Annotated in this window: 23 protein-coding genes; 14 read left to right on the top strand and 9 right to left on the bottom strand. The window is 69.9% G+C overall.

Annotation, left to right across the window (positions count from 1 at the left end):
- Positions 1-3 precede the first annotated feature (3 nt).
- On the bottom strand, positions 4-486 hold the full coding sequence (locus ABTW65_RS07300; RefSeq protein WP_350659317.1) for a DUF2000 domain-containing protein: 483 nt from the start codon (positions 484-486) through the stop codon (positions 4-6).
- Positions 487-596: 110 nt separating this feature from the next.
- Between ABTW65_RS07300 and ABTW65_RS07295 the strand changes: the two genes are divergently transcribed.
- The gene (locus tag ABTW65_RS07295) at positions 597-1046 is read left to right on the top strand and encodes an Lrp/AsnC family transcriptional regulator (protein WP_160025110.1); all 450 of its coding nucleotides are present in this window, start codon (positions 597-599) and stop codon (positions 1044-1046) included.
- Positions 1047-1057: 11 nt separating this feature from the next.
- On the opposite strand, the gene ABTW65_RS07290 is transcribed toward ABTW65_RS07295, so the two are convergent.
- Genes ABTW65_RS07290 through ABTW65_RS07275 form a run of 4 tightly spaced genes read right to left on the bottom strand, consistent with a single transcriptional unit; the run spans position 1058 to position 5617 of the window.
- The gene (locus ABTW65_RS07290; protein WP_350659316.1) at positions 1058-2635 is read right to left on the bottom strand and encodes a CocE/NonD family hydrolase; all 1578 of its coding nucleotides are present in this window, start codon (positions 2633-2635) and stop codon (positions 1058-1060) included.
- Positions 2635-2949, bottom strand: a complete 315-nt coding sequence (locus ABTW65_RS07285) for an AtuA-related protein (protein WP_350659315.1) — start codon at positions 2947-2949, stop codon at positions 2635-2637. The genes ABTW65_RS07290 and ABTW65_RS07285 overlap by 1 nt, the downstream gene beginning before the upstream one ends.
- Positions 2946-4286 (bottom strand): acyclic terpene utilization AtuA family protein, encoded by a 1341-nt coding sequence (locus ABTW65_RS07280; RefSeq protein ID WP_350659314.1) that lies wholly within the window; start codon positions 4284-4286, stop codon positions 2946-2948. The genes ABTW65_RS07285 and ABTW65_RS07280 overlap by 4 nt, the downstream gene beginning before the upstream one ends.
- A complete protein-coding gene (locus ABTW65_RS07275) occupies positions 4274-5617 on the bottom strand; it encodes a CitMHS family transporter (protein ID WP_350659313.1) in 1344 nt (447 codons plus the stop codon). The genes ABTW65_RS07280 and ABTW65_RS07275 overlap by 13 nt, the downstream gene beginning before the upstream one ends.
- Positions 5618-5682: 65 nt before the next feature.
- On the opposite strand from ABTW65_RS07275, the gene ABTW65_RS07270 reads away from it, so the two are divergent.
- Positions 5683-6627: a LysR family transcriptional regulator gene (locus tag ABTW65_RS07270; protein ID WP_350659312.1), complete on the top strand. Its 945-nt coding sequence runs from the start codon at positions 5683-5685 to the stop codon at positions 6625-6627.
- Here ABTW65_RS07270 and ABTW65_RS07265 read toward each other — a convergent pair.
- Positions 6618-7064, bottom strand: a complete 447-nt coding sequence (locus ABTW65_RS07265; protein ID WP_350659311.1) for a CoA-binding protein — start codon at positions 7062-7064, stop codon at positions 6618-6620. The genes ABTW65_RS07270 and ABTW65_RS07265 overlap by 10 nt on opposite strands.
- 96 nt (positions 7065-7160) lie before the next feature.
- Between ABTW65_RS07265 and ABTW65_RS07260 the strand changes: the two genes are divergently transcribed.
- Complete coding sequence (locus ABTW65_RS07260) at positions 7161-8333, top strand: acyl-CoA dehydrogenase family protein (protein ID WP_350659310.1); 1173 nt, start codon at positions 7161-7163, stop codon at positions 8331-8333.
- Positions 8330-8845, top strand: coding sequence for a GNAT family N-acetyltransferase (locus tag ABTW65_RS07255; RefSeq protein ID WP_350659309.1), 516 nt, complete (start codon positions 8330-8332; stop codon positions 8843-8845). The genes ABTW65_RS07260 and ABTW65_RS07255 overlap by 4 nt, the downstream gene beginning before the upstream one ends.
- Positions 8846-9235: 390 nt before the next feature.
- Here the strand turns inward: ABTW65_RS07255 and arfB are convergent, their stop codons facing one another.
- Both arfB and ABTW65_RS07245 read right to left on the bottom strand, forming a co-directional pair.
- The gene (gene arfB / locus ABTW65_RS07250) at positions 9236-9661 is read right to left on the bottom strand and encodes an alternative ribosome rescue aminoacyl-tRNA hydrolase ArfB (protein ID WP_350659308.1); all 426 of its coding nucleotides are present in this window, start codon (positions 9659-9661) and stop codon (positions 9236-9238) included.
- A 23-nt stretch (positions 9662-9684) separates the two neighbouring features.
- Positions 9685-10716 carry a LacI family DNA-binding transcriptional regulator gene (locus ABTW65_RS07245; protein ID WP_350659307.1) on the bottom strand — a complete coding sequence of 344 codons (1032 nt, stop codon included), beginning with the start codon at positions 10714-10716 and terminating at the stop codon, positions 9685-9687.
- A gap of 104 nt (positions 10717-10820) precedes the next feature.
- Here ABTW65_RS07245 and ABTW65_RS07240 point away from each other — a divergent pair, with 104 nt between their 5' ends.
- Genes ABTW65_RS07240 through ABTW65_RS07210 form a run of 7 tightly spaced genes read left to right on the top strand, consistent with a single transcriptional unit; the run spans position 10821 to position 18573 of the window.
- Entirely contained in the window at positions 10821-12062 is a 1242-nt protein-coding gene (locus tag ABTW65_RS07240; protein ID WP_350659306.1) for an amino acid ABC transporter substrate-binding protein, read from the top strand.
- 4 nt (positions 12063-12066) lie between these two features.
- A complete protein-coding gene (locus ABTW65_RS07235) occupies positions 12067-12951 on the top strand; it encodes a branched-chain amino acid ABC transporter permease (protein WP_350659305.1) in 885 nt (294 codons plus the stop codon).
- Positions 12935-14011: a branched-chain amino acid ABC transporter permease gene (locus ABTW65_RS07230; protein ID WP_350659304.1), complete on the top strand. Its 1077-nt coding sequence runs from the start codon at positions 12935-12937 to the stop codon at positions 14009-14011. Before ABTW65_RS07235 ends, ABTW65_RS07230 begins: the two co-directional genes overlap by 17 nt.
- A complete protein-coding gene (locus tag ABTW65_RS07225) occupies positions 14008-14754 on the top strand; it encodes an ABC transporter ATP-binding protein (protein WP_350659303.1) in 747 nt (248 codons plus the stop codon). Before ABTW65_RS07230 ends, ABTW65_RS07225 begins: the two co-directional genes overlap by 4 nt.
- Positions 14747-15505 carry an ABC transporter ATP-binding protein gene (locus ABTW65_RS07220; protein ID WP_350659302.1) on the top strand — a complete coding sequence of 253 codons (759 nt, stop codon included), beginning with the start codon at positions 14747-14749 and terminating at the stop codon, positions 15503-15505. Before ABTW65_RS07225 ends, ABTW65_RS07220 begins: the two co-directional genes overlap by 8 nt.
- 16 nt (positions 15506-15521) lie before the next feature.
- A complete protein-coding gene (locus tag ABTW65_RS07215) occupies positions 15522-16232 on the top strand; it encodes a hypothetical protein (protein ID WP_350659301.1) in 711 nt (236 codons plus the stop codon).
- Positions 16233-16257: 25 nt separating this feature from the next.
- On the top strand, positions 16258-18573 hold the full coding sequence (locus ABTW65_RS07210; protein WP_350659300.1) for a PQQ-dependent sugar dehydrogenase: 2316 nt from the start codon (positions 16258-16260) through the stop codon (positions 18571-18573).
- Between the two features lie 24 nt (positions 18574-18597).
- Here ABTW65_RS07210 and ABTW65_RS07205 read toward each other — a convergent pair whose 3' ends face one another.
- A complete protein-coding gene (locus ABTW65_RS07205; RefSeq protein ID WP_350659299.1) occupies positions 18598-19269 on the bottom strand; it encodes a GTP pyrophosphokinase in 672 nt (223 codons plus the stop codon).
- A 233-nt stretch (positions 19270-19502) separates the two neighbouring features.
- On the opposite strand from ABTW65_RS07205, the gene ABTW65_RS07200 reads away from it, so the two are divergent.
- The 3 genes from ABTW65_RS07200 (at position 19503) to ABTW65_RS07190 (ending at position 23561) form a co-directional block, all read left to right on the top strand.
- Positions 19503-21158, top strand: coding sequence for an enoyl-CoA hydratase-related protein (locus ABTW65_RS07200; protein WP_350659298.1), 1656 nt, complete (start codon positions 19503-19505; stop codon positions 21156-21158).
- A 76-nt stretch (positions 21159-21234) separates the two neighbouring features.
- The gene (locus tag ABTW65_RS07195; RefSeq protein ID WP_350659297.1) at positions 21235-22398 is read left to right on the top strand and encodes a phosphotransferase family protein; all 1164 of its coding nucleotides are present in this window, start codon (positions 21235-21237) and stop codon (positions 22396-22398) included.
- Positions 22395-23561, top strand: coding sequence for an Rv3169 family protein (locus tag ABTW65_RS07190; protein ID WP_350659295.1), 1167 nt, complete (start codon positions 22395-22397; stop codon positions 23559-23561). Before ABTW65_RS07195 ends, ABTW65_RS07190 begins: the two co-directional genes overlap by 4 nt.
- Positions 23562-23685: the final 124 nt, after the last annotated feature.

Raw genomic sequence — 23685 nt, 5'->3', positions numbered from 1 at the left:
GGCTCAGGGCAGGAGCGAGAGACCTTTGACCAGCTTGTCGATGATCCGGCGCGGGCCGAAGAGACTGACCGCGCAGTAGGACATGTCGGCGCCGCGACTGTTCCCGACGGCGAACAGGTAGTCGTCGTACACCCTCGTGTGCTGCGCCTGGGTGGGCATGTCGATGACCGCGACCCCGGGCTGGGCGACCGCCTGGCGCCGCAGGTCGGTCAGCCGCTGGGCCGGCGCGCCCAGCACCGTGCAGCCGAGCCACGGCAGGCCCGGGTGCGTCGAGTCGTCGGCGTCGACGGCGTCCTCGCCGAGGAGGCCGACCGTACGCTGCGTGGTCGCCCCCGCGACGCAGACGGCCGCGTTCACCGCCCGCCCGGCGGGAAGGGCCTGGTCGACGACGACCACCCACTTGAAGGGCACGTCCCGCGTGCTCGCGGACTGGTCGATCTCGTCCGGGGCGAACCCGATCGTCGCCGTCTCGACATCTGTGCTCATCACTCTGACTCCTGTCATCCGCCAACTGATTGGACGACAAGTCTTGAGAATGTCAGGCGTGATCGCAATTGGGCCGGGCATTGTCAGGAGGATCGACTAACCTGGCGTGCATGGACGAAGTCGACCGTCAGATTCTGGCCGCCTGGACGATGGATGCACGGCGAAGCCTTCGCGACATCGCAGCCGAAGTCGGCGTCTCGGCGACCACCGTGCACGACCGCGCGCGGGCGATGCAGCGCCGCGGGCTCATCCGCGGGGCGTACCTCGACCTCGACCTGCGTCAGATCGACAGGGGAGTGCAGGCGCTCGTCGCCGTACGCATCCGACCGCCCTCGCGCGCCAACATCGAGTCCTTCCGCGACTGGGTCGGCGCGCTCCCGGAGGCCGTCGGCGTCTTCGTCACCTCCGGCCGGATGGACTTCATCGTCCACGTCGCGGTCGCGGACAACGACGCGCTCTACGCGTTCGTGATCGACCGGCTCACCTCACGAGCCGAGATCGCGGACGTGGAGACCTCGGTGATCTACGAGCACCTGCGGACGATGACGTTCGAGCCCTGAGGCGTGCGCGATCAGCCGAGCGCACCCTCGAGGACGGGTACGGCCAGGCGCGAGCCGCGGGCGCCGACATCGACGGACACACGTCCTGAGGGTGCGACGGAGTCGATCTCGGGATAGTCGTCGCTGGAGAGCCGGACAGTCAGCCGATGTCCCGCGACCAGACGGTAGTGCGTCGGCCAGACGTGCACCCCCAGGTCGTACGTCTTCCCCGGCTGCACCGCGAGCGGCTCGGCGTGCGACCGCCGGTGACTGGCCTTGAGCCAGCCTTCGGTGACGCGCGTCCGGGCACCGTCCGGTGCCTCGTCGTAGACCACCACGGCGAGATGGCCCTCGGTGGCGGTGAACGAGGCCCGGATGGTCGCCTCGATGCTGCCGGCGACGACTACGTCCTGGCCCACCGGAAGGGTCCGGAAGAGCAGCTGCTCGTGAGCCTCGGGCGGGGTGGTCTCGGTGTTGACGGTGAACTCTCGTGTCCCGGGCCGTCCGCCGCCCGCGCGCAGACCACCCTCGGCACGTAGCGCCAGGTCGACCTCGCCGGTCCCTGCGGGCGGCCACTGGGCGTACTGCTTCCAACCCTCACCGGCCCCCGGACCGGGGATCTCGTACGAGGTGACCTTCGCCGCGGGCAGCGGCGCGCTCTCGTCACTCCGCAGCCAGCGGTCCCACCAGGCCAGATAGCCGCCGCGGCCGATGTCAGCGTGCTGACCCTCGGGGTAGCCGTGCACCCACGGGCCGGAGACGAGCCAGACGTTGTCGGGCTGAGCGAGGAAGTTGCCGACCATGCCGTCGCGGTAGCGGTCGTACCAGCCGTTGATCTCCAGCGTGGGCACGGTGAGCCGGTCCCAGCGGGACTTGACGCTGCGGCCGCGCCAGAAGTCGTCGTACGTCGGGTGCTGTGGGTAGGTCACGAGCGTGCCCGGCGCCGTGCCGGCCTGCCAGCTGCGGATCTGGGCGTTGGGGATCCCGCCGCGGTAGATGGTGTTCTCGTACCAGTCGCTCAACCCGTTGATGGGGATGATCGCGCGCAGGCTCGGCGGCTGGTTGACGGCGGCGAGCAGGGTCGAGTGGCCGCCGTAGCTGAGTCCCATCTGCCCGATGTCGCCAGTCGAGCCGGGGTGGTCGGCCAGCCACTCGATGACGTCGTAGTTGTCGCGTTGCTCCTGGGGGCTGAACGGGTCGAGCTCGCCGGGTGAGGCCCCGGAGCCGCGGACCTGGCAGACCAGGGCGTTGTAGCCGCGCTCCACGAAGTAGGCGGCACCTTGACCGAACGCAGCTGCGTTCGCGGCGTACGCGGTGAACTCGTAGACGATCCCGGCGAACTCTCCCGGCGCCGGGTCGGTCGAGGACGTACCGGGCCGGTAGAGCTGGCAGGCCAGGCGGTTCCCGTCACGGACCGGGACAGTCACGTCCTCGCGGACGACGTCGTACGTCGCTGGTCGCTCGTAACCGAAGAACGGGTCGGCGGGTGCTTGGTCGGTGAGGTCGCGGGCGCCGTCCGACGAGGCGGTCGCGCCCGCCGGAGCGGCCCCGTGGAGCGTGGCGGCCACGGCGGCCGTGGCCGTGGCGACGGCGAGGGTGCGTCGGAGCATCACAGGGTCCTTTCGAGGCGGAGCATCAGCAGGTGATAGCCCAGGGTCTTGCCGTGGCCGTCCAGACCGGAGTAGCCGGTCACACCACCGGCGAGGACCGAGGGGACCCGGAAGACCAGCGCCGGAAGGTGCGGGAGATCGGTGCGCACCACGGCCTCGGTGACGGCGAAGTGGCGGGCGACCACCTCGGGCGTGAGGGCGCGTTCGAGGAAGGCGTACGCCTCCGCGTCCCGCGGTAGCACCGCGAGGATCAGGGTGTCGCCCTTGTCGCCGGCGCGGACGTCGGCGAGGTCATCGAGGGTGAGGTCGCTCATCGCTCCTCCATCAGGGTCACGGTCGGCGAGACGAGGTCGCGGGGCACCAGGCAGGAGCGGACCACCAGCGTCTGCTGCACGCCCGTGCGGGCACCCCCGCCGCCGGCCGGGCCGTTGGTGTAGAGCGACTCCACCTCCCAGCCGACGGTGCGCGCCTGAGCGGCATCGGTGGCGCGGGCGGTGACGCGGAGGCGTACCTCGAGCGGTTCGGTCGCCGGCGCCAGCCCACGGAACGCGGCACCGGCGCCGATGAGCTCGACCCCGAACGCCTCCGGGGCGATGCCGTGCACGTCCGCGAGGCGTTCGCGGACGATCTCGGCCGCCAGCTCCGCGCGGGCCAGGGCGCGCGGTCCGGCGTAGGAGATCTGCCCCTCGCCGAGCCAGCCGCCGCGGAACCCGAGGGTCACCTTGAGGTCGTCGGGTCTGGCGTTGCCGTTCGCGCCGGCCACCTCGACCCGGTCCGGGCCCGCCTGGTGGAAGGAGACGCCGGAGAAGTCGGCCACCACGTCGGGGGTGAGGTACGCCTCGGGCCGGTCGACCTCGTAGAGCAGCTGCTCCGTGGCGGTGCGCACATCGAGCCGGCCGCCGCTGCCGTCGAGCTTGCCGAGCGTCGCGGTTCCGTCGGGGCGTACGTCGGCGAAGGGGAAACCGAGCCGCGCCAGCCCTGGTACCGGCTTGGTGCCCGGGTCGGCGAAGTAGCCGCCGGTGAGCTGGCCTGCGCACTCCAGGAGGTGGCCGACCACGGTGCCGGCGGCGAGCCGTTGCCAGTCGTCGGTGGCCCAGCCGTACTCGTGCTGCAGCGGGCCGAGATAGAGCGCCGGGTCCGCGACCCGGCCGGTGACCACGACGTCGGGGTCGTCGGCGAGCGCCTGACGGATCCCCTCGGCGCCGAGATAGGCATTGGCCGAGACCAGCTCGTCCGGGCACCGGGAGAGTGGCTCGCCGGTCTCCCACACGACCGGGTCGAGGCGGCGTACGGCTTCCAGGGCGTCGTCGCCGGTGACGACCGCGACCCGGGTGGGTCGCCCCAGCGCCTGTGCCACCGCGGCGACGCGACGACCGGCCGCGACCGGGTGGGCGGCGCCGGCGTTGGTGATGATCCGGGTCCGCCCGGGTTCGATCACGGGGAGGACGGCGCGCATCCGCGCCTCCAGCAGCGGGTCGTAGCCGTCGTCGGGATCGGCGAGGCGGCGCAGCTGCCCGGCGGCCACGGTCCGCTCGCCCAGGCATTCGAAGACCAGGTAGTCCAGCTCGCCGTCCCGGGCGAGCTCGACCGCGGGATCGATCCGGTCGCCGGCGAACCCGGCGCCCGCTCCCAGCCGGATCACGAGGCCCACACCGGGATGACGCCGGTGACCAGCGCGACGGCGAGCATGACCATGGAGACCAGCCACGCCCAGCCGATGAGGTGCCGGATGTGCTTGCCGATGTCGACTCCTGCCAGGCCGACCAGCAGATAGAACGAGCCGGTGAGCGGGCTGATCGGGAAGCCGACCGTCTCCTCGCCGAGGATCGAGGCCTGGGCGATGTCGGCCGCGGCGATGCCGTGGAGCTCGCCCACGCTGATGAGTACGGGGAGGACGCCGAAGTAGTAGGGGTCCGGACCGAACACCAGGCTGAGCGGGACGGCCAGCACTGCGACCAGGACCGGGAGCGCGGGAGCCGCTCCGTCGGGCAGTGCGCCGGCGGCCGTCTTGGCCATCGCCTCGATCATCCCGCTGCCTTCGAGGATGCCGAGGAAGACGCCTGCCGCGATCAGCGTGGTCGCCATCAGCATCGCGCCCTTGGCGTGCGCCTCGATGCGGTCGGTCTGGACCTTGAGGCCCGGGTAGTTGATCAGGAGCGCCACCACGACGGCGATGAGGAAGATCAGCTCGGGGGTGGTTGCGGCGCTGACCAGGGCGGCGATGACGGCGACGGTCAGGGCCACATTGACCCAGAACAGGCGCGGACGGCGCAGCTGCTGCTCCTCGGGGGTGAGGGAGCCGACTGCGTCGGGGCGTACGTCGGTGGCTGGGAGTTCCTCGGCACCGGCCGCGTCTGCGGGGAGGGCGGCGAGCCGCCGGGTCTCGCGACGGCCGAGGAACCAGGCGATGACCAGGACGGCGACCATGCCGGCGAGCTGGGCGGGGATGAGCGGTGTCCACAGCTCGTTCGCCGGTACGTCGGAGGTGGCGGCCGCCCGGGCGGTCGGGCCGCCCCAAGGGACGATGTTCATGACGCCGGCGCCGAGCCCGACGCAGGTGGTGAGGACCAGGCGGCTCATGCCGAGCCGGTCGAAGAGCGGGAGCATCGCCGGGATGGTGATCAGGAACGTCGTCGCGCCGGCGCCGTCGAGGTGGGCGGCCATGGCGAGGGTCGTCGTGGCCAGGCAGACGGTGACGGGCGCGTTCCCGGCGAAGGCGACGATGCGGCGGATGATCGGGTCGAACATGCCGGCGTCGCGCATGAGGCCGAAGTAGACGATCGCGAAGACGAACATCGCCACGACGCCGACGACTCCGCCGAGACCGCCGGTGACGAACTCGCCGATCTCGGTGGGGGAGAAGCCGGCGACGAGCGCCGTCAGGACAGGGACACCGGCGAGCGCGACGACCGCCGCGACCCGGTTCGTGAGGAGGAGGGCGAGGATCACCGCGACGGTGATGAAGCCCATGAGGGAGAGCATGGACACGAGTGTGATGACGCTCACTTGTTCGTGTCCAACACCAATACCCGATAGATTGATGTGGCGTGAGCATCGATCTGACTCTGCGCCACCTCCGCGTGGTGCTGGCCGTCGCCGACGCAGGCGGCTACACGCCCGCAGCGCGCGAGCTGCATGTCGCTCAGTCGTCCCTGAGCCGCACGGTGCAGGAGGTTGAGCAGCGGATCGGCGTACCGCTCTTCGAGCGGACGACGCGTCGGGTGGGCCCGACCCTGGAGGGAGAGGAGTTCCTCGCGACGGCCCGGCGGCTCGTCGCGGAGTTCGACACCGCGCTCAACCACTTCGAGGGCTACCTGGCCGGCACCCGGGGCGCTGTCTCTGTGGCCGCACTCCCGTCGCTGGCCGGCTCGATGCTGCCACCCGTGCTCGCCGCCTTCCGCCGAGGCCACCCAGAGGTGGCGGTGTCGGTGAAGGACGGCTTCTCCGGGGAGGTCCTCGACCTGGTGGTCCGGGGCGAGGTCGATCTCGCCGTCTCGGTCGCCGCGCAAGTGCCGGACACCTTGGGCGTACGCCACATCGCGGTCGACGCCTTCGCGGCTGTGCTGCCGGCCGGCCATCCGCTTGCCGCCCAGGGGGAGCTGCGGTGGGCGGACCTGGAGAGTCAGCCGTTCGTCGCCTTCGAGCGCATCTCGAGCATCCGCGGCTACGTCGATCGCGTGCTCGCCGAGACCGGCACCCGCACCGGGGCGCTCACCGAGGCGCGCAACATCGGCGCTGTTGCGGGCCTCGTCGCCGCGGGGCTCGGGGTCTCGGCCGCGCCCAGCCTGGTGCTGCCGATGATGATGTTCGCCGACGTGGTCGTCCGGCCCCTGGTGGCGCCGGTGGTCGAGCGCGACATCTGCCTCATCCACGACCCGCGGCGGCCGATGTCACGGGCCGCGCGGGGGCTGATGCAGCTCCTGCTCAGTGCGGGGGAGCGTGAGATCGCCTCGCCGCCGGGTGTGCGGTGGGTCCCGGAGAGTCAGACCTGAACGCGCTGCCGCTCGAACCAGATCTTCGACGGGCAGGTGTCCATGACCATCGGTACGCCGGCCGCGGTGGTGCGCTCGAAGGCCGAGTCGTCGACCACGCCCATCTGGAACCAGACGCCGCCGGCGCCGATCGCCACGGCCTCGTCGGCGAACTGGCCGGCGGCCTCGGAGCGGCGGAAGACGTCGACGACATCGATCTTCCCGACCGCCGCGGCGGCGTCGGCCAGGGTCGCGTAGACCTTCTCGCCGAGCACCTCCTTGCCCTCTGCCGCGGCGCCCGGATGGATCGGGATGATCCGCTTGCCGTGCTGCTGGAGCTCCTGCGCGATCGAGTAGGCCGTACGCCACGGATCTCCGGAGAGGCCGACGATCGCCCACGTCTCGGAGTCGTCGAGGAGCTTGTCGATGGTGTCCTGGTCAAGCCATGCCGAGGTCATGCAGGGCACAACAACAACGTGGCGCAGAGGATTCCGTGACCCGCCGACGTACCGACGACTTACTGGCGAGTAGCAAACAGGCATAGACTCCGGGACATGAGTGCCGAGTACCCGTTGTTCGCCCTCTCCGAGGAGCACCAGGAGATCCGCAAGGCCATCCGCGAGATCTGTGACGCGAAGATCGCGCCGGCCGCTGCTGCGGTCGACGAGGAGGCTCGCTACCCGCAGGAGGCGCACGACGCGTTGGTCGAGACCGAGTTCTTCGCGCCGCATGTTCCCGAGGCGTACGGCGGTGTCGGTGCTGACGCGTTGGCGACGGTGCTGGTGATCGAGGAGATCGCTCGTGCGGACGTCTCGGCCTCGCTGATTCCTGCGGTGAACAAGCTCGGTTCGCTGCCGGTGCAGATCGGTGGCTCGGAGGAGCTGAAGAGGAAGTACCTCGGCAAGCTCGCCGCCGGTGAGGGCAACTTCTCCTACTGTCTCTCCGAGCCCGACGCCGGCTCGGACGCGGCCAACCAGAAGACCCGGGCCGTACGCGACGGGGACTTCTGGGTGCTCAACGGCGTGAAGCGCTGGATCACCAACGCGGGTGTTTCGGAGTACTACACGGTGTTGGCGGTGACCGACCCGGAGAAGCGCTCGAAGGGGATCTCCGCCTTCGTCGTCGAGAAGTCCGACGAGGGTGTGTCCTTCGGTGCGCCGGAGAAGAAGCTCGGCATCAAGGGCTCGCCCACGCGCGAGGTCTACTTCGACAACGTACGCATCCCTGCCGACCGGTTGATCGGTGAGGAGGGTCTCGGTTTCACCTATGCGATGCAGACCCTCGACCACACCCGGATCACCATCGCGGCCCAGGCCGTCGGTGTCGCTCAGGGTGCGCTGGACTACGCGCTGGGCTACATCAAGGAGCGCAAGCAGTTCGGCAAGGCGATCGCGGAGTTCCAGGGTGTGGAGTTCATGGTCGCCGACATGGGCATGAAGATCGAGGCTGCCCGCCAGCTCACCTACGCCGCCGCCGGTCGTTCCGAGCGGGGCGACAAGGACCTGACCTTCTTCGGCGCCGCTGCCAAGGCGTTCGCATCGGATGTCGCGATGCAGGTGACCACCGACGCCGTGCAGCTGTTGGGTGGCTATGGGTTCACCCGCGACTACCCGGTCGAGCGGATGATGCGCGACGCCAAGATCACCCAGATCTACGAGGGCACCAACCAGGTCCAGCGCATCGTCATGGCCCGCCAGCTCCTCGCCGGCATCCAGTCGACCCTGTGACCGGATTTCGGCTCCGCGAGTGGGAGGAGTCGGACGCGGCGGTCCTGCTCGCTGCGTACGCCGGCGCCGGGATGCAGACCGAGCGGCCGACGGACGTGACGAGCGTCGAGGATGCCGAGCGGTTGATCGCCGGGTGGGCTGAGGACGCGGTCGCGGACCGGGCCTACACCTTCGCGGTCGTCGATGGCGCCGACATCCTCGGGCAGATGCGGGTGACCACCCAGCTTCGTGTCCACAGCATCGGCTGGATCTCCTACTGGACCCTCGAGAAGCACCGCGGACGAGGTGTCGGCAGCACTGGCCTGAAGCTGTTGGCCAGGCACTGCTTCGACGAGCTCGACCTCTTCCGTCTGGAAACCGGTCACCGGGTCGACAACCCCGGATCGTGCCGCGTCGCCACCGCGGCAGGCTTCCTCGTCGAGGGCCGCGAACGCCAGAAGCTGCTCTACGACGGCGTCCGCTACGACACCGAAACCCACGCCCGGCTGGCCACCGACCCCGACCCCACCTGACGCCGAGAGGGCGCGTACGTCGGCCGAGGCGTCACCCCGGTCGGCCGAGGCGTCACCCCGGTCGGCCGAGACGTCCCTCCGGTCGGGCGAGGCGTCGCTCCGGTCGGGCGAGAGGTCACGTACGTCGCGCGAGGCGTCACGCACGTCGGTCGAAGCGTCACTTCGGCGAATCGAGATGTCCTTTGACGGCATCTCGGCCGACGTACGTGACGCTTCGACCGACCCACCTGACGCCTCGGCTGACCTAGGCGACGCCTCGTCCGACGTACGTGACCTCTCGGCCGACGGGCCTGACGTCTCGGGCGACGGGCGTGACGCTTCGCCTGACGTAAGCGACGCCTCGGCCGACCGGGCTGACGCCTCGGCCGACGGGGGTGACGGCTCGGCGGGTCAGTCTTGGACGCGGCCGCGGAGCTGTTTGGTCTGGCCGCGCTGGCGCTTGGCGTCGAGGCGGCGCTCCTTGGAGCCGCGGGTGGGCTTGGTGGGGCGGCGGGGCTGGGGTGGTGGGGCGAGGAGCTCGCGGATGCGGAGGGCCAGGCGCTCGCGCGCGGCGACGCGGTTGCGGTGCTGGGAGCGCTGCTCGTGGGAGACGACGACGAGCGGCCCCGAGGAGCGGGCTAGGAGGCGGGCGAGCTGGCGTTCGTCGAGGGCGGTTGACGCGGACGGGTCCCAGGAGAGCTCGACGCGGGAGTCGGTGGTGTTGACCGACTGCCCGCCGGGGCCCGGGGAGCGGGAGAAGCGCTCGAGCAGCTCGGTGTCAGGGATGACGAGACCGTCGGGCAGCCCAGGGCCCGGTGGTACCCGAAGATCCTTCACTCGAAGAACCCTAGTCCGCGGGGCTATCCAGCGGCGGGCCCGGTCGAGTCGCGCACCACGAGCTCGGCGGGGACCCGCTGCCGCCGGGCTCGTGAGCCGGGCTCCTTCAACGCCAGCGTCAGCGCCCTCGCGCCCATCTCGGCCATCGGCAGGCGGACGGTGGTGAGTCCGGGGGAGAGGTCCTGGGCGACCGCGACGTCGTCGAAGCCGCTGACCGAGACTTGGCCCGGCACCGAGACCCCAGAGCTGCGCAGCTGCGAGAGGCACCCGATGGCCATGTCGTCGTTGAGGGCGATGACGGCGGTCGTACGCGGGTGGTCGGCGAGCATCCGGCGGATGCACTCGCGCCCGCCCTCACGGGTGAACGGCCCCTGGAGAACAGGTACGTCGCCGGCGTCGAGCCCCGCTGCCTCGAGCGCGTCGCGCACCCCCTCGAGGCGGTCGGCGACGGTGGTCAGCTCCAGCGTGCCCGAGACGACCACGATGCGCCGGTGGCCGAGGCCGAGGATGTGCTCGGCGACGGCGCGGCCGCCGGGGCGGTTGTCGGGCAGCACGCTGTCGACCCCGAGGTGATGCCGGCCGACGACGGCGACGCGGCCGCCCGCCTCGGCGTAGCGCTGCACCTCGAACCGCATCGGTGCCTCCACCGAGGCGTCCACAAAGCCCGACCCTGCGATCAGGATCGCGCCGACGCGGTTGGCGACCAGGCTGCGTACCTGATCCACCTCGGCCTCGGGGTCTCGGCCGGTGTGGCAGATCTGGACGGTGCGCCCGTGTTCGGCGGCGAGGCTGAGCACGCCGCTGGCGATCTCGGAGAAGTAGGGGTCGCCGATCTCGTGCACGACGAGCCCGATGGTCGCGGTGGATCCGCTGGCGAGCGAGCGGGCATGAAGATTTGCCACATAGCCGAGCTCGCGTGCCGCCTGGCGGACCTTCTCGGCCACCGAGTCGCTGACACCGGGGGTTCCGGAGAGCGCGCGGGACGCGGTTGCGATGGAGACGCCGGATGCATGCGCGACGTCGATCAGGCGGGGGGAGCTGTTGGTTCGGACCATCGATGCCCCTTGTCGTCAGGAATGTGACTCTTGCCACACTAAGCGAGAGTGGGTAACGTCATCGTAAACGCTTACGTAAGCGCTTTCGTAGAGGAGACCCGCAGATGCGCTTCACGAAGATCCCCACCGCGAGCAAGCGGTCCAGAGCAACCCTGGCTGCCGCGGCGGCCGTGACTCTCGCCTCCACCCTCGCCGCCTGTGGCGCCGCCGAGGAAGGAGGCGGCGACGACGAGATCGTGATCGGCATCTCGCTTCCCCTGACCGGCGACTTCAGCGAGCCCGGCAAGGGCATCCAGCGCGGATACGAGGCCTGGGCCGAATACGTCAACGCCAACGGCGGCCTGCTAGGCCGCGACGTACGACTGGAGATGCTCGACGACCAGTCCAGCGCCGAGCGCGTCGCCGCCGACTACGAGAAGCTGATCAACCAGGAGCAGGTCGACCTGGTCGTCGGGCCGTTCTCGACCCGCCTGGTGATCCCGGCGGCCCAGGTCGCCCAGGACTACGGCTACCTCTTCGTCGAGCCTGCCGGCGCGGCGCCCGAGGTCTTCGAGGAGGGCTTCGAGAACCTCTTCTACGCCGCGCCCGCCGTCGCGAACGACCACTACAAGCTCCTCGCCGAGCACATCCTGGCGATGCCGGAGAGCGAGCGGCCCAAGACCGCGGCGTACGCCTCCATGGACGACCCGTTCGCCCAGGGCACCGCCTACGGGCTCAAGGACGCGCTGGAGGAGGGCGGCATCAAGACCGTCGTCGACGAGGTCTACCCGCCCAACACCACCGACTTCAGCAGCATCGCGGCCAAGGTCGCCGACAGCAAGGCCGACATCGTCGTGGGCGGCAGCCAGTACCAGGACGGCGTCAACCTGATCGTCGCGCTGCAGCAGCTCAACTACCAGCCCAAGCTGGCCGCGTTCTCGACCGCGCCGACCGAGACCGAGTTCGCCGAGGCCATCGGCGACAAGACGCAGGGCATCGTCGCGCCGACCGGCTACACGACGAAGGCGGACTACCCGGAGAACCAGGAGTTCGTGAAGTTCTACGAGGAGAAGCACGGCGAGGCTCCCGGTGAGGACGAGGCCAACGCCTGGACCACCGGTCAGGTCGTCGCGGCAGCGGTCGAGGCCGTCGAGTGCGCCGAGCCCGACCCCGACTGCCAGTCCAAGCTGATCGACTGGCTGCACGAGAACGAGGTCGAGACCGTCGTCGGGCCGCTGAGCTGGGACGAGAAGGGTCGCCCGCAGAGCGCCCACATGATCCAGCAGTGGGTGGACGGCGAGATCAAGATCGTCCTGCCCGAGGACCAGGCCGAGGCCGAGTTCATCTACCCGAAGCCGGCGTGGTGAGCCGATGTCAGGTCCGCTCCTTCTGCAGAGCCTGATCCTGGGGCTGCTGCTCGGAGGCCTCTATGCCCTGCTCGCCGCCGGCCTGACGCTCTACTTCGGCGTCATGCGGGTCGTGATGATCGCCCACTCCGCGTTCCTGATCCTGGCTGCGTACCTGGCCTGGTTCTTCACCACGCAGACCGGGCTCGACCCGCTGCTCTCGCTGGTCATCACCGTGCCGCTCTTCTTCGCGGCCGGCTACGGGATGCAGCGGGCGCTGCTCTCCCGGCTGCGGCCGGCGACGCTGACGATGATGTCGGTGCTGCTGACCTTCGCGATCGCGCTGGTCATCGAGGGCGGCCTCGGCTATCTCTTCTCCGGCACCCAGCGGCGGATCCAGCTCGGCTACTCCAGCGCGAGCCTGGAGCTGTGGGGAGCGCGGATCGCGGTGGTCAAGCTGGTCGCCTTCGGGCTGGCCGCGGTCTCGCTCCTGGCGCTCTACCTGCTGCTGAAGAAGACCCGCTTCGGTCAGGCGCTGCGCGCCACGATCCAGCATCGTGAGGCCGCCCAGCTGCTCGGCATCGACACCGACCGGATCGCAGGCTTCGGCTTCGGGCTCGGCCTGGCGACCGCGGCGGTCGGTGGCACCGCGCTCGCGCTCGACGCCACGATCTATCCCTCGCTGCACTGGCACTGGATCGGACCGCTGATGGCGATCATCGTGATCGGCGGCCTCGGCAGCATCCCCGGCGCCGCGATCGCGGCGATGGTCCTCGGGGTGACCCAGAGCCTGCTGCAGATCCCGATGGGCACCACCTGGGCGCAGACGGTCTTCTACCTCGCCCTCTTCGCCACCCTCATGTTCCGCCCCCAGGGATTCTTCGGAGGTCGCCTTGCTCAGCGCTTCTAAGCACAGTGAGAGCCGTACGCATCCGGGCCGCTCCGTCCTGGTGACGAAGCTCGTCGCGGCAGCCGTCGCGCTGGGCCTCGTGCTCGCCTTCCCGGCGCTCGCCCCGGACCCGTTCATCCTCTCGGTGGGCGTGGTGATCGCCAGCTATGCGGCGCTCGCGGTGGCGTGGAACTTCGTCGGCGGGCTGACCGGCTACATCTCGCTGGGACATGCCGCCTACTCCGGGCTGGGTGGCTACGGCACCGCGCTGCTCGTCACCGAGGCCGGCGTGAACCCATGGATCTCGATGGTCGTCGCGGCCGTGCTCGTGGGCGTCGCCGCGGTGCCGATCGGGATCGCCTCGCTGCGGGTCCGTGGCGCCTCGTTCGTGATCGTCTCGATCGCGCTGGTGCTCATCCTGCTGCTGGTCGCGCAGAGCTGGTCCGACGTGACCGGCGGGTCCAACGGGCTGCGGGTGCCGCGGCCGTTCGGCACCGACGTACTCCGTCCCGAGCAGCACGAGCGGTTCTTCTACCTGTTCGTGGCGCTGACCCTGGTCGCCCTCGTGCTGTGGTGGGTGATCGACCGGTCCCGGCTCGGCACCGGCCTCAAGGCGATCCGGGAGGACGAGGACAAGGCCCAGGCACTGGGCGTGCCCACGTTCGCCTACAAGCTGGTCGTCTTCGTCGTCTCGGCGTTCATGACCGCGATGGCAGGAGGGATGTACGCCCTCTGGTTCGGCTCGCTCGACCCGATCTTCCAGTTCTCGATCCTGACCGGCTCCTATCTGGTGCTGATGTCGCTGCTCGGCGGCGTACGCAGCCTGCTCGGCCCGGTCGTCGGAGCGGTGATCGTGGGCTATGCGGTCGAGTTCTTCAAGAATCAGTACGGCGACACCCAGCTGCACCTGGTAGCGCTCGGTCTGCTGCTCGCCCTGGTCGTGCTCTTCATGCCCGACGGGGTCATCCCCTGGCTGACCGCGCAGTTCGACCGGTTCCGCCCCGGCGACACCTCGATCCGCGAGGTCGACGCCGCCCAGCTGGCCGAGGAGCGCAAGGCGCTCGAGGAGGCGAAGAGATGACCGAACCGATCAAGCACTGTTTGGAGACGGAGGGACTGACCAAGGCGTTCGGCGGCGTACGCGCTGTGGACGACGCAACGGTCAGCTTCCAGGAGGGCAAGATCAACGCCCTGATCGGCCCGAACGGGTCGGGCAAGACCACGTTCTTCAACTGCGTGACCGGGATGATCCGGCCCGACTCGGGGGCCGTGACCTACCAAGGCCGCAACGTGACCGGCCACGCGCCACATCGCATCGCCAGGGCGGGACTCGGGCGCAGCTTCCAACTGTGCCGGATCTTCCCGCGGATGACGGTGCTCGACAACGTACTGGCCGGGGTGCGGTCCACGGGGCTGGTCCACCGGCTGCGCGGAGCGCACAACCCCGACGACATCGCCCGGGCGCGGGAGCTGCTGGCCCGGGTCGGCATCGAGCACCTCGAGCGCAGCGAGGCCCGCGACATCTCCTACGGGCAGCAGAAGCTGCTCGAGCTCGCCGGGGTGCTGATGGCCGAGCCCGACACGATCATGCTCGACGAGCCCGCCGGCGGCGTGAACCCGGCGCTGATCGGCCGGATCGCCACGCTCGTGCGCGAGCTCAACGCCGAGGGCCGCACCTTCGTGATCGTCGAGCACAACATGGAGCTGGTGATGAGCCTCTCCGACCATGTCGTGGTCTTCGACCGCGGCCGCCCGATCGCCTCCGGTGCGCCGGCGGACGTGCAGAACGACCCACGAGTCCTGGAGGCCTACCTTGGTGTCTGAACCTCTTCTCGAGCTGCGCGACATCGAGGCCGGCTACGGTCGTGCCGCGCTGGTGCTGCGAAGCCTCACGGTCACCGTTCCCGCAGGTCAGATCGTCTGTCTGGTCGGTCCGAACGGAGCCGGCAAGTCCACCGTGCTCAAGGTCGCCAGCGGCATGCTGACCCCACGCTCGGGGACCATCACCGTCGACGGCGTCGACGTCACCCGCAACGGGCCGCAGCAGATGCTCCGCGCGGGAATGGCCCACGTCCTCCAGGGCCACTCGGTCTTCAGGGAGATGACCGTGGCCGAGAACGTCGGCCTGGGCGCCTACACGGTGCGCGACGCGGCCGCGATCCAGGAGCGGACCGACTTCGTGAAGACGCTCTTCCCGGTCGTCGCCGAGCGGTGGAACGCCCTCGCCGGCGCGCTCTCGGGTGGCCAGCAGAAGCAGGTCGAGTTCGCCCGCTCGCTGATGGTGAGCCCGAAGGTGGTGCTGCTCGACGAGCCCAGCATGGGCCTGGACCCGAAGACCACGGCGACCGTGTTCGAGCAGGTCGTACGCATGCGGGACGCCGGTCTGGCGGTCCTGCTCGTCGAGCAGAACGCCCGGCGGGCCCTGGAGTCGGCGGACCTGGGGTGCGTACTCGATCTGGGGAAGGTGCACATCGCGGGTGCCGCTGCCGACCTGCTCGCCGATCCGCGCATGGCCGAGCTCTATCTCGGGGGAGCCGCAACAACCTCAGCAGGGACCACCGACGGTCCCGATTAGGGGAAGGGAAAGCACCATGAGATGGAAGCTGAACCGAATGGTGGGGCGAGGCGTACGCGCCGGTGTGGTCGCCCTCGCAGTGGCTCTGGCCGCGCCGCTCGCCGGAGCCCAGGCCGATACGTCCGAAGGACCCGGTCTGAGCGTGGTCAAGCCCAGGGCGAGCCTGGCTGACTGGGACCCGGTGACCGAGGAGAAGTGGGCCTTCGAGGACGGCCAGGTGATCCTGACCGAGCCGGGGACGGCGCAGCCCGGCCCGCGGCGGCCCTTCGAGTACGCCATCGTCACCAAGGGTCCCGAGCTCGGCTCGCTGACCTACCGCGCCGAGGTCCGCATCGACGAGGCCGTCACGGTCACCAACCGCGACGTGATCCTGGTCTGGAACTACCAGTCCCCGACGCGCTTCTACTACGCCCACCTCTCGACCGACAACACCATCTACCCCCACAACGGCATCTTCGTGGTCAACGACGCCGACCGGCTGCGGATCGACCACCAGTGGAACGGCACGGTCGGCGCAGCGCCGTCGATCACCGATGCCGAGTGGCACGACGTACGTCTCGACTACAACGCCCGCACGGGCGCGATCGCGGTCTATCTCGACGGTGCCGACGAGCCCCGGATGACCGCCACCGACACCACCTTCACCGGAGGCCGGTTCGGCTTCGGTTCCTTCGACAACTTCGGCCGCATCCGTGACGTCACCGTCGCCGGCCTCCGTCATCGCTGAACCTCGGTAAGGAGAGAACACACCCATGGGAACCTCACGTCTATGGGGCGGTCTCGCGGTGGGCGCCATGCTCGCCGCGCTACTCACCCCCACGCTCTCTGCCAACGCCGCCATTCCCGGCAGCGAGCCCGTCCCCGACCCCATCCCTGAACAGCCCCTACGCAGCAGCCTCGGCCTCGTGCTCGAGGAGGTCGCCCAGCTCCCCAAGACCGAGCCCTACCCCGCCCCCACCGACCAGCGCCTGGTCCGCCAGAACCGCATCAACTTCATCGGCGAGGTCCCTGACGGCTCGGGCCGGATGTACGTCCCCGACCTCAACGGGCCGATGTATCTGCTCGAGGGCGGGCAGCAGCACGAATACCTCAACCTCCGGGACCATTTCGTCGACTTCTGGTCCGGTGCCGGGCTGGGCAGCGGCGCCGGGTTCATCACGTTCCACCCCGAGTTCGAGACGAACGGGCTCTTCTACACCACCCACACCGAGCGCTTCGGCGCCTTCGCCAAGACGCCGACCTTCCCGTCGCAGAACAACCCCGGCTCCGGGCGTACGGTCAGCGTCGTCACCGAGTGGGACGCCACCGACCCGGCGGCCGACACCTTCGAGGGCACCAGCCGCGAGGTGATGCGGATCGACTTCGCCGGCCAGATCCACGCCATCCAGCAGATCGACTTCAACACCACCGCCGTACCCGGCGACGAGGACTACGGACTGCTCTACATCGCCTCGGGCGACGGCGGCAACGGCGTCCGGAGCGACGACCCGCAGAACCTCGGCAACCCGTACGGCAAGATCCTGCGGATCGACCCGCTCGCCCGCGACGGGCGCAACGGGGCGTACGGGGTCCCGGACAGCAACCCGTTCGTCGACCGGGAGGGCGCGATCGGCGAGATCTGGGCGTACGGCATGCGCGACCCGCACCGGTTCTCCTGGGACGTCGAGAAGGGCACCCTCCTGCTCGGCCACATCGGCCAGCACGCGATCGAGGGCGTCTACGACGTACGGGCCGGGGACAACCTCGGCTGGAGCGAGATCGAGGGCCGGCTGCTCTACGACAACACCGACGAGTGTGCCCTCTACACCGTCCCGGACGACTACGACATGTCCGGCTTCACCCTTCCGGTGGCGTCCTTCGACCACGACCCGCCGGCCAACTACTCCTGCACCTCCGACAGCGGCCACGCCGTCAGCGGTGGTGTCGTCTACCGCGGCCCGTTCGAGGAGCTGAAGGGCAAGTACGTCTTCGGGGACCTGGTCAACGGCGAGGTCTACTGGGCCGACTCCCGGCACATGCGCCGCGGCAGCAGCCAGGAGGCGCCCCTGCACCAGATGCAGCTCTTCGACACCTCCGGCAAGCGGCTCTCGATGCAGGACTTCGTCGACCATCCGCGTGTCGACCTGCGCTTCGGCACCGACTCTCGCCGCAACCTCTACCTGCTGGCCAAGGCCAACGGGAAGATCTGGAAGGTGGTGAACACGGTGCAGCGGCCGTGGCCGAGCGAGGTCGTGCCGTCGCTGCGCGAGGACCTGGTCAGCTACTACGACTTCGAGCACCCCTTCGCGCCGGGATCGCGTGAGGAGGACCAAGGCTCCTCGCGGACGCTGCTCAACCAGGTCAACGGCGGCAACGCCATGCAGGTGACGGACTCGGCCTACCGGACCAGCAACAACGCCCTGCAGACCCAGCAGGTCGCCCCGGAGGTCAACGGCAACGACGACTGGAAGGCAGGGGCGTGGAACCAGAACGGGGTCGCGTCGCTGGCGCCGTTCGCGGGTGCCGAGCAGATCACCGTGGCCGGCTGGTTCAAGGTCGACATGGACGGGCCCGCGCTCAACTCGGTGACCGCAGACCCGACCGACCGGTTCAACGCCATCGGGCTGGCCGGGGTGCTCTCGGGCAACTCCGACGGCCACGGCGTACGTGCCCTGCTCGAGCTCATCAACGTCAACGGCACCCTGCGCCTGGTCGCGCTGGGACGCCGGCTCGACGAGGGCGCCTCGCAGACCTTCGCCGCCTCGGCGGACTGGCAGACCCTGCTGCCACGAGGTCAGTGGGTGCACCTGACGGCCACGTTCGACTACACCACTGGCAAGATGGCGCTCTACCGCAACGGCAAGGCCGTCGAGGGGTTCTACACCACTCCCGGTGACCCGTGGCAGGTCGACGGCACCGGTACCTCCGACACGTTGCCGCGCGGCTACAAGGTCGGCGGATCCTTCCCGCAGGACACCGTCGAGCGGAACCCGTGCAACTGCCGGATGGACTCGCTGATGTTCCTCGACCGGGCGATCACGCCGGACGAGGCGCGAGCCCAGTATCAGCGGTTCGTCACCGGCCGCTGAAGCTGTCGGGGTCCACGGCTCGGTTCATCGAACCGGGCCGTGGACCTCGCTGCGGAGCCGGGCCATGGTGGCGTCGAGGTCGGCCGCGGTGCGGGCCGCGGCGCCGAGCTCGTCGCGCAGGGTCGTCGGGACGGTGCCGTCGTACTTGTAGTAGATCGAGTGCTCGACGCTGGCCCAGAAGTCCATCGCGATCGTGCGGATCTGCAGCTCGACCGGCACATCCACCGCCCGGTCGGAGAGATAGACCGGCACCTTGATGATCAGGTGGAGGCTGCGGTAGCCGTTGGCCTTCGGGTCGGCGATGTAGTCCTCGACCTCGACCACGTCGACATCGGACTGGCTGCCGAGCATCTCCATGATCCAGTAGACGTCGGAGACGAACGGACACACCACCCTGATCCCGGCGATGTCGCGGATCTGCGCCTCGAGCGCCTCGAGGGTGAGTGGGCAGCCGATCTTGCGGGCCTTGGCGAGCAGGCTGTCGGGCGACTTGAGCCGGGTGCGTACGTGCTCGATCGGGCTATGGTCGTGGGTGTGCTCGAACTCCTCGCGCAGGATCGCGATCTTGGTCGAGACCTCGTCGATCGCGAACTTGTAGCGCATCCGGAACCGGGCCAGCTCCCGCGCCATCTCGTCGCTGCTCGCCTCGACGAGATCGATCAACCCGTTGAGCGGGTTGTCGTCGACTGTTGTCATTGTCCCCTCCTGACAGAGTCATCTTTGCAGGCGGCGACAAGACGACGGCGTGGTGCCCGTCACGCGACCGGGGCGAGCGGCCCGGGGCTGACCAGGTCTTCCGTCCCTCTCGTGGACACCGAGGTGCAGCCGGCCGGGCGCGCTCGATACAGTGACACCCCTCGGGGGATAAATACCCCTCGGGGGATATGAGGTCTGTTCGGGCTCGCCTAAGAGAAGGACACTTCCCCCACATGCGCATTCTGCTGCTCGTCTCCGCGTTCAACGGTCTTACCCAACGCGTCTGGTGTGATCTGAAAGAGGACGGCCACGAGGTCGGTGTGCTGCTGGCGCCGGTCCATGACGACTCCTCTCTGGTGGCCGCGGTCGACGCGATCGACCCCGAGCTGATCCTGTGTCCGTTCCTCAAGCACCGGGTGCCGGAGGAGGTCTGGGGCCGCTATCCAACGGTGGTGATCCACCCTGGCCCGCTCGGCGACCGGGGCCCGTCCTCGCTCGATCACGCCACGCTCGACGGGCGGGACCGCTGGGGCGTGACCGCGCTGTCGGCCGTCGAGGAGATGGACGCCGGCCCGGTCTGGGCGACCGAGACCTTCGCTATGCCCGAGGTCCCGATCGCGAAGAGCGCGCTCTACAACGGCCCGGTCGCCGACGCCGCGATGGACTGCGTCGCGGAGGTCCTCCGGATGGTCGCCGCGGGGGAGACGCCCAAGCCTGCCGAGGAGTGGTCCCCGACGGTCGACGGCACCGGCGAGCTGCCGCTGCTGCGCCGCAAGGCCTTCGAGATCGACTGGTCCGCGCCGGCCACCGAGATCGCCCGGCGGATCGCGGCGGCCGACGGCGCCCCGGGTGCGCCGGCGACCGTCGACGGCAAGACGTACTGCCTCTTCGACGCCGCCACGACTCCCGAGGACCATGGCGACGTGGAGCCGGGCACCGTGGTCGGTGTCGACACCGACGCGGTCGCGTTCGCCACCGGCGAGGGCACCCTGTGGGTCGGCTATGCCGCCACGCTCGAGCAGAAGCGCGGCCCGAAGCTCCCGGCCGCCTGGGTGCTCGACACTGGGCACGCGCCCTACCGGAGGATGCCGGACGCGCTGGCCGAGACGACCTACGAGCGCGACGGCGACGTCGGCTACCTCACCCTCCGCTCCTACAGCGGCGCGATGCACACCCAGCAGTGCCGCCGGATGACCGACGCCGTCCGCAAGGCGCTCATCGAGGACACCAGGGTCCTGGTCGTACGCGGCACCGAGCACGCCTTCTCCAACGGCATCCACCTCGGTGTGATCGAGGCGGCGCAGGATCCGGCGGCCGAGGCCTGGGACAACATCCGGGCCATCGACGAGCTCTGCCTGGCGATCGCCGAGGCCGAGCAGCTGACCATCGCCGCGTTCACCGCCAACGCCGGAGCGGGCGGCGTGATGGCCGGCCTCTGCGCCGACATCACGGTCTCGCGTGCCGGTGTCGTGCTGAACCCCTACTACGACATGGGCATCTTCGGCTCCGAGCTGCACACCTGGGGTCTGCCGAGTCGGGTCGGCGCCGAGAAGGCCGACGAGCTGCTCGGCGGGAAGCTGCCGATCTCGGCGGCCGAGGCCGCCCGGATCGACATGGTCAGCGACCTCGGTCCGCGCGACGCGGCCGAGTTCGACGGCTGGCTGCGCGACCTGGCGCAGGGCTATGCCTCGCCCGAGGCGTACGTCCCGGCTCTGGCGGCTCGCGAGGCACGCCGGGCGTGCGCGATGCCGATGTCGTACTACCAGAGCATCGAGCTGGCCGAGATGGCCCGCGACATCTTCGACGACCGCTTCGGGTTCGCCGCGAAGCGGAAGGCGTTCGTCACCAAGGCGGCGCCCACCGAGACGCCGGCGAAGATCCGCTTCTGAACCGGTTGACAGACTAGAACGTGTTCCACCAACCTGGTGGTGTGTGACCTGACTCACACACCACCAGGAGGAGCACGTGACCCAGGCGCCCCCGCCGCCCGAGATGACCTTCCAGCGATCGGGCCGCGACCCTGCGGCGATCGGCGCGAGGCTGGAGCAGTGGCTGACCACGGCGCTTCCGCCCGGCGCCGACCCCGAGGTCGCCATCCTCGGAGGCATCGACGCGAACGGGCTCTCCAGTGAGACCGTCCTGCTCGATGTCACCTCGACCGTTGCTGGAGACCGGCAGACGAAGGCGTACGTCCTGCGGGTGGCGCCCCGCCCGGAGGACATCCCGGTCTTCGCGACCTATGACCTGCAGGCGCAGTACGACGCGATGCGCCTGGCCGGCTCGCTGTCTCCTGTGCCGGTGCCGGAGGTGGATCTCGCCGAGATGAGTGGCTCGGTCCTGGGGACCCCGTTCTTCCTGATGGAGCGGGTCGAGGGAGTCGTCCCGCCCGACGTGATGCCCTACAACTTCGGCGACAGCTGGCTCTTCGACGCCTCGTCCTCGGACCGGGAGGCCCTTCAGAGGCGTTCGGTCGAGGTGCTCGCCGGGCTCCACTCGATCCCTGACGCCGCCTCGCGGTTCGCCTTCCTCGACCCTGCCGTGGCTGGTCATACCGGCGAGACGCTGCTCGCCCGCAACCTGGCGAAGACCCGGGCCTGGTACGCCTTCGCCTCCACTGCCGAGGAGTGGGGCGGCCGCTCGCCGCTGGTCGAGCGGGGTCTGGCCTGGCTCGAGGCCAACCTTCCCGAAACTGGCCTCTCCGAAGATGGCGGCGAGCCGGTCCTGTGCTGGGGTGACGCGCGGATCGGCAACATCATCTACCGCGACTTCGCGCCCGTTGCCGTCCTCGACTGGGAGATGGTCAGCCTCGGGCCTCGCGAGATGGACGTGACCTGGATGATCTTCGCCCACCGCATCTTCGAGGACCTGGCCGCGATGCTGGAGCTGCCGGGGATGCCGGGCTTCCTTGCCGCCGACGAGGTCCGGGACGCCTATGCCGCGGTGGCCGGGGTCGAGCTCGGCGACCTGACCTGGCATGAGGTCCACGCGGCGGTGATGTGGGGGATCATCTATCTGCGGATCGCGGCGCGGCAGATCCACTTCGGTGAGATCGAGGCGCCCGAGGATCCGGAGTCGGTGCTCTACCACCGGGCGATGTTTGCGGCGATGCTGGACGAGGTCGGCGCGTGAGCGGGGCGCATGGGGCGCACGGGGAGTACGTCGGCGTCGGCCCGCTCGACGAGTATCCGATCCACCAGCTCCCGCGCCCGGTGGCCTGGGCGGGCAGCAGCGACCGCAACTTCTACGACCGCTGCTACCTCAACGCCCACGACCGCACCGGCGACATCTTCCTCATCTCCGGGATGGGGTTCTATCCCAACCTCGGCACCAAGGACGCGTACGTCCTGCTCCGCCGCGGCGACGAGCAGACCGCCGTGCACCTGGGCGACGGCGCCGACCCGCGGGGCGGGGACCGGATGGAGCAGCGGGTCGGGGCGTACCGGATCGAGGTCACCGAGCCCCTGCGGAAGCTACGGCTGGTGATGGAGGAGACCCACGGGATCGCCCTCGACCTGCGGTGGGAGGGGTCGTTCGAGGTGGTTCAGGAGCAGCCGCACGTGATGCGTCAGGGGGCGGGCACCGTCCTCGACGCTCAGCGGTTCGCGCAGGTCGGGACCTGGGAGGGGGTGATCGAGGCCGACGGCGAGACGATCGTCGTCGGCCCCGACCGCTGGGTCGGCACCCGGGACCGGTCCTGGGGCATCCGCCCCTCCGGCGAGGCGCTGCCACCGGGCAAGCCGGCCGACCCGGGGTTCGAGGGGATGTGGTGGCTCTATGTGCCGCTGCGGTTCGAGGAGTTCGCCGTCGTCCTGATCATCCAGGAGACCCCGGACGGTCATCGCACCCTCAACGACTGCACCCGCACCTTCGCCGACGGCCGAGTCGAGCAGCTCGGCTGGCCGCACGTACGGATCCGCTATCAGGACGGGACCCGCCTCCCGGAGGGCGCGACGATCACGTGCACGACCCCGGCGGGGGAGCCGCTGGTGCTCGAGGTCTCCTCGCTTCTGGGTGTGCCGATCCATGTCGGCGGTGGCTACGGCGGCGACTCCGACTGGTCCCACGGGATCTGGAAGGGCGCCGGGTTCACCGAGCGGCTGACCTATGACATGAAGGCGCCCGACGTCGTCGGCCGGGTGCCGTTCGGGGTGATCGACCACGTCGGCCACGCGGTTGCGCGCGGTCCTGGGGTCATGGATGCCGCTGGCGCTGTCGGCTGGGGGCTCTTCGAGCACGGTGTCCTCGGTCGCCACGACCCTTCCGGCTTCACCGACTGGTTCGACCGCGTCTGACCCCATCCCGCCGAGACGTCAGCCCCGTCGGGGGCGGGGGGGGTTGGTGGGGAACACCGCCCCCGCCAGGGGAGGCGCCCCCGGCGCGCAAACACAGAAAGCGGGGGACGGGACCAAACAAAAA

It is taken from the genome of Nocardioides sp. NPDC127503 (assembly GCF_040302165.1).
Lineage (GTDB): Bacteria > Actinomycetota > Actinomycetes > Propionibacteriales > Nocardioidaceae > Nocardioides.
Note: the sequence above shows the minus strand (reverse complement) of the source record. Positions and strands in the feature narration are given on the sequence as shown.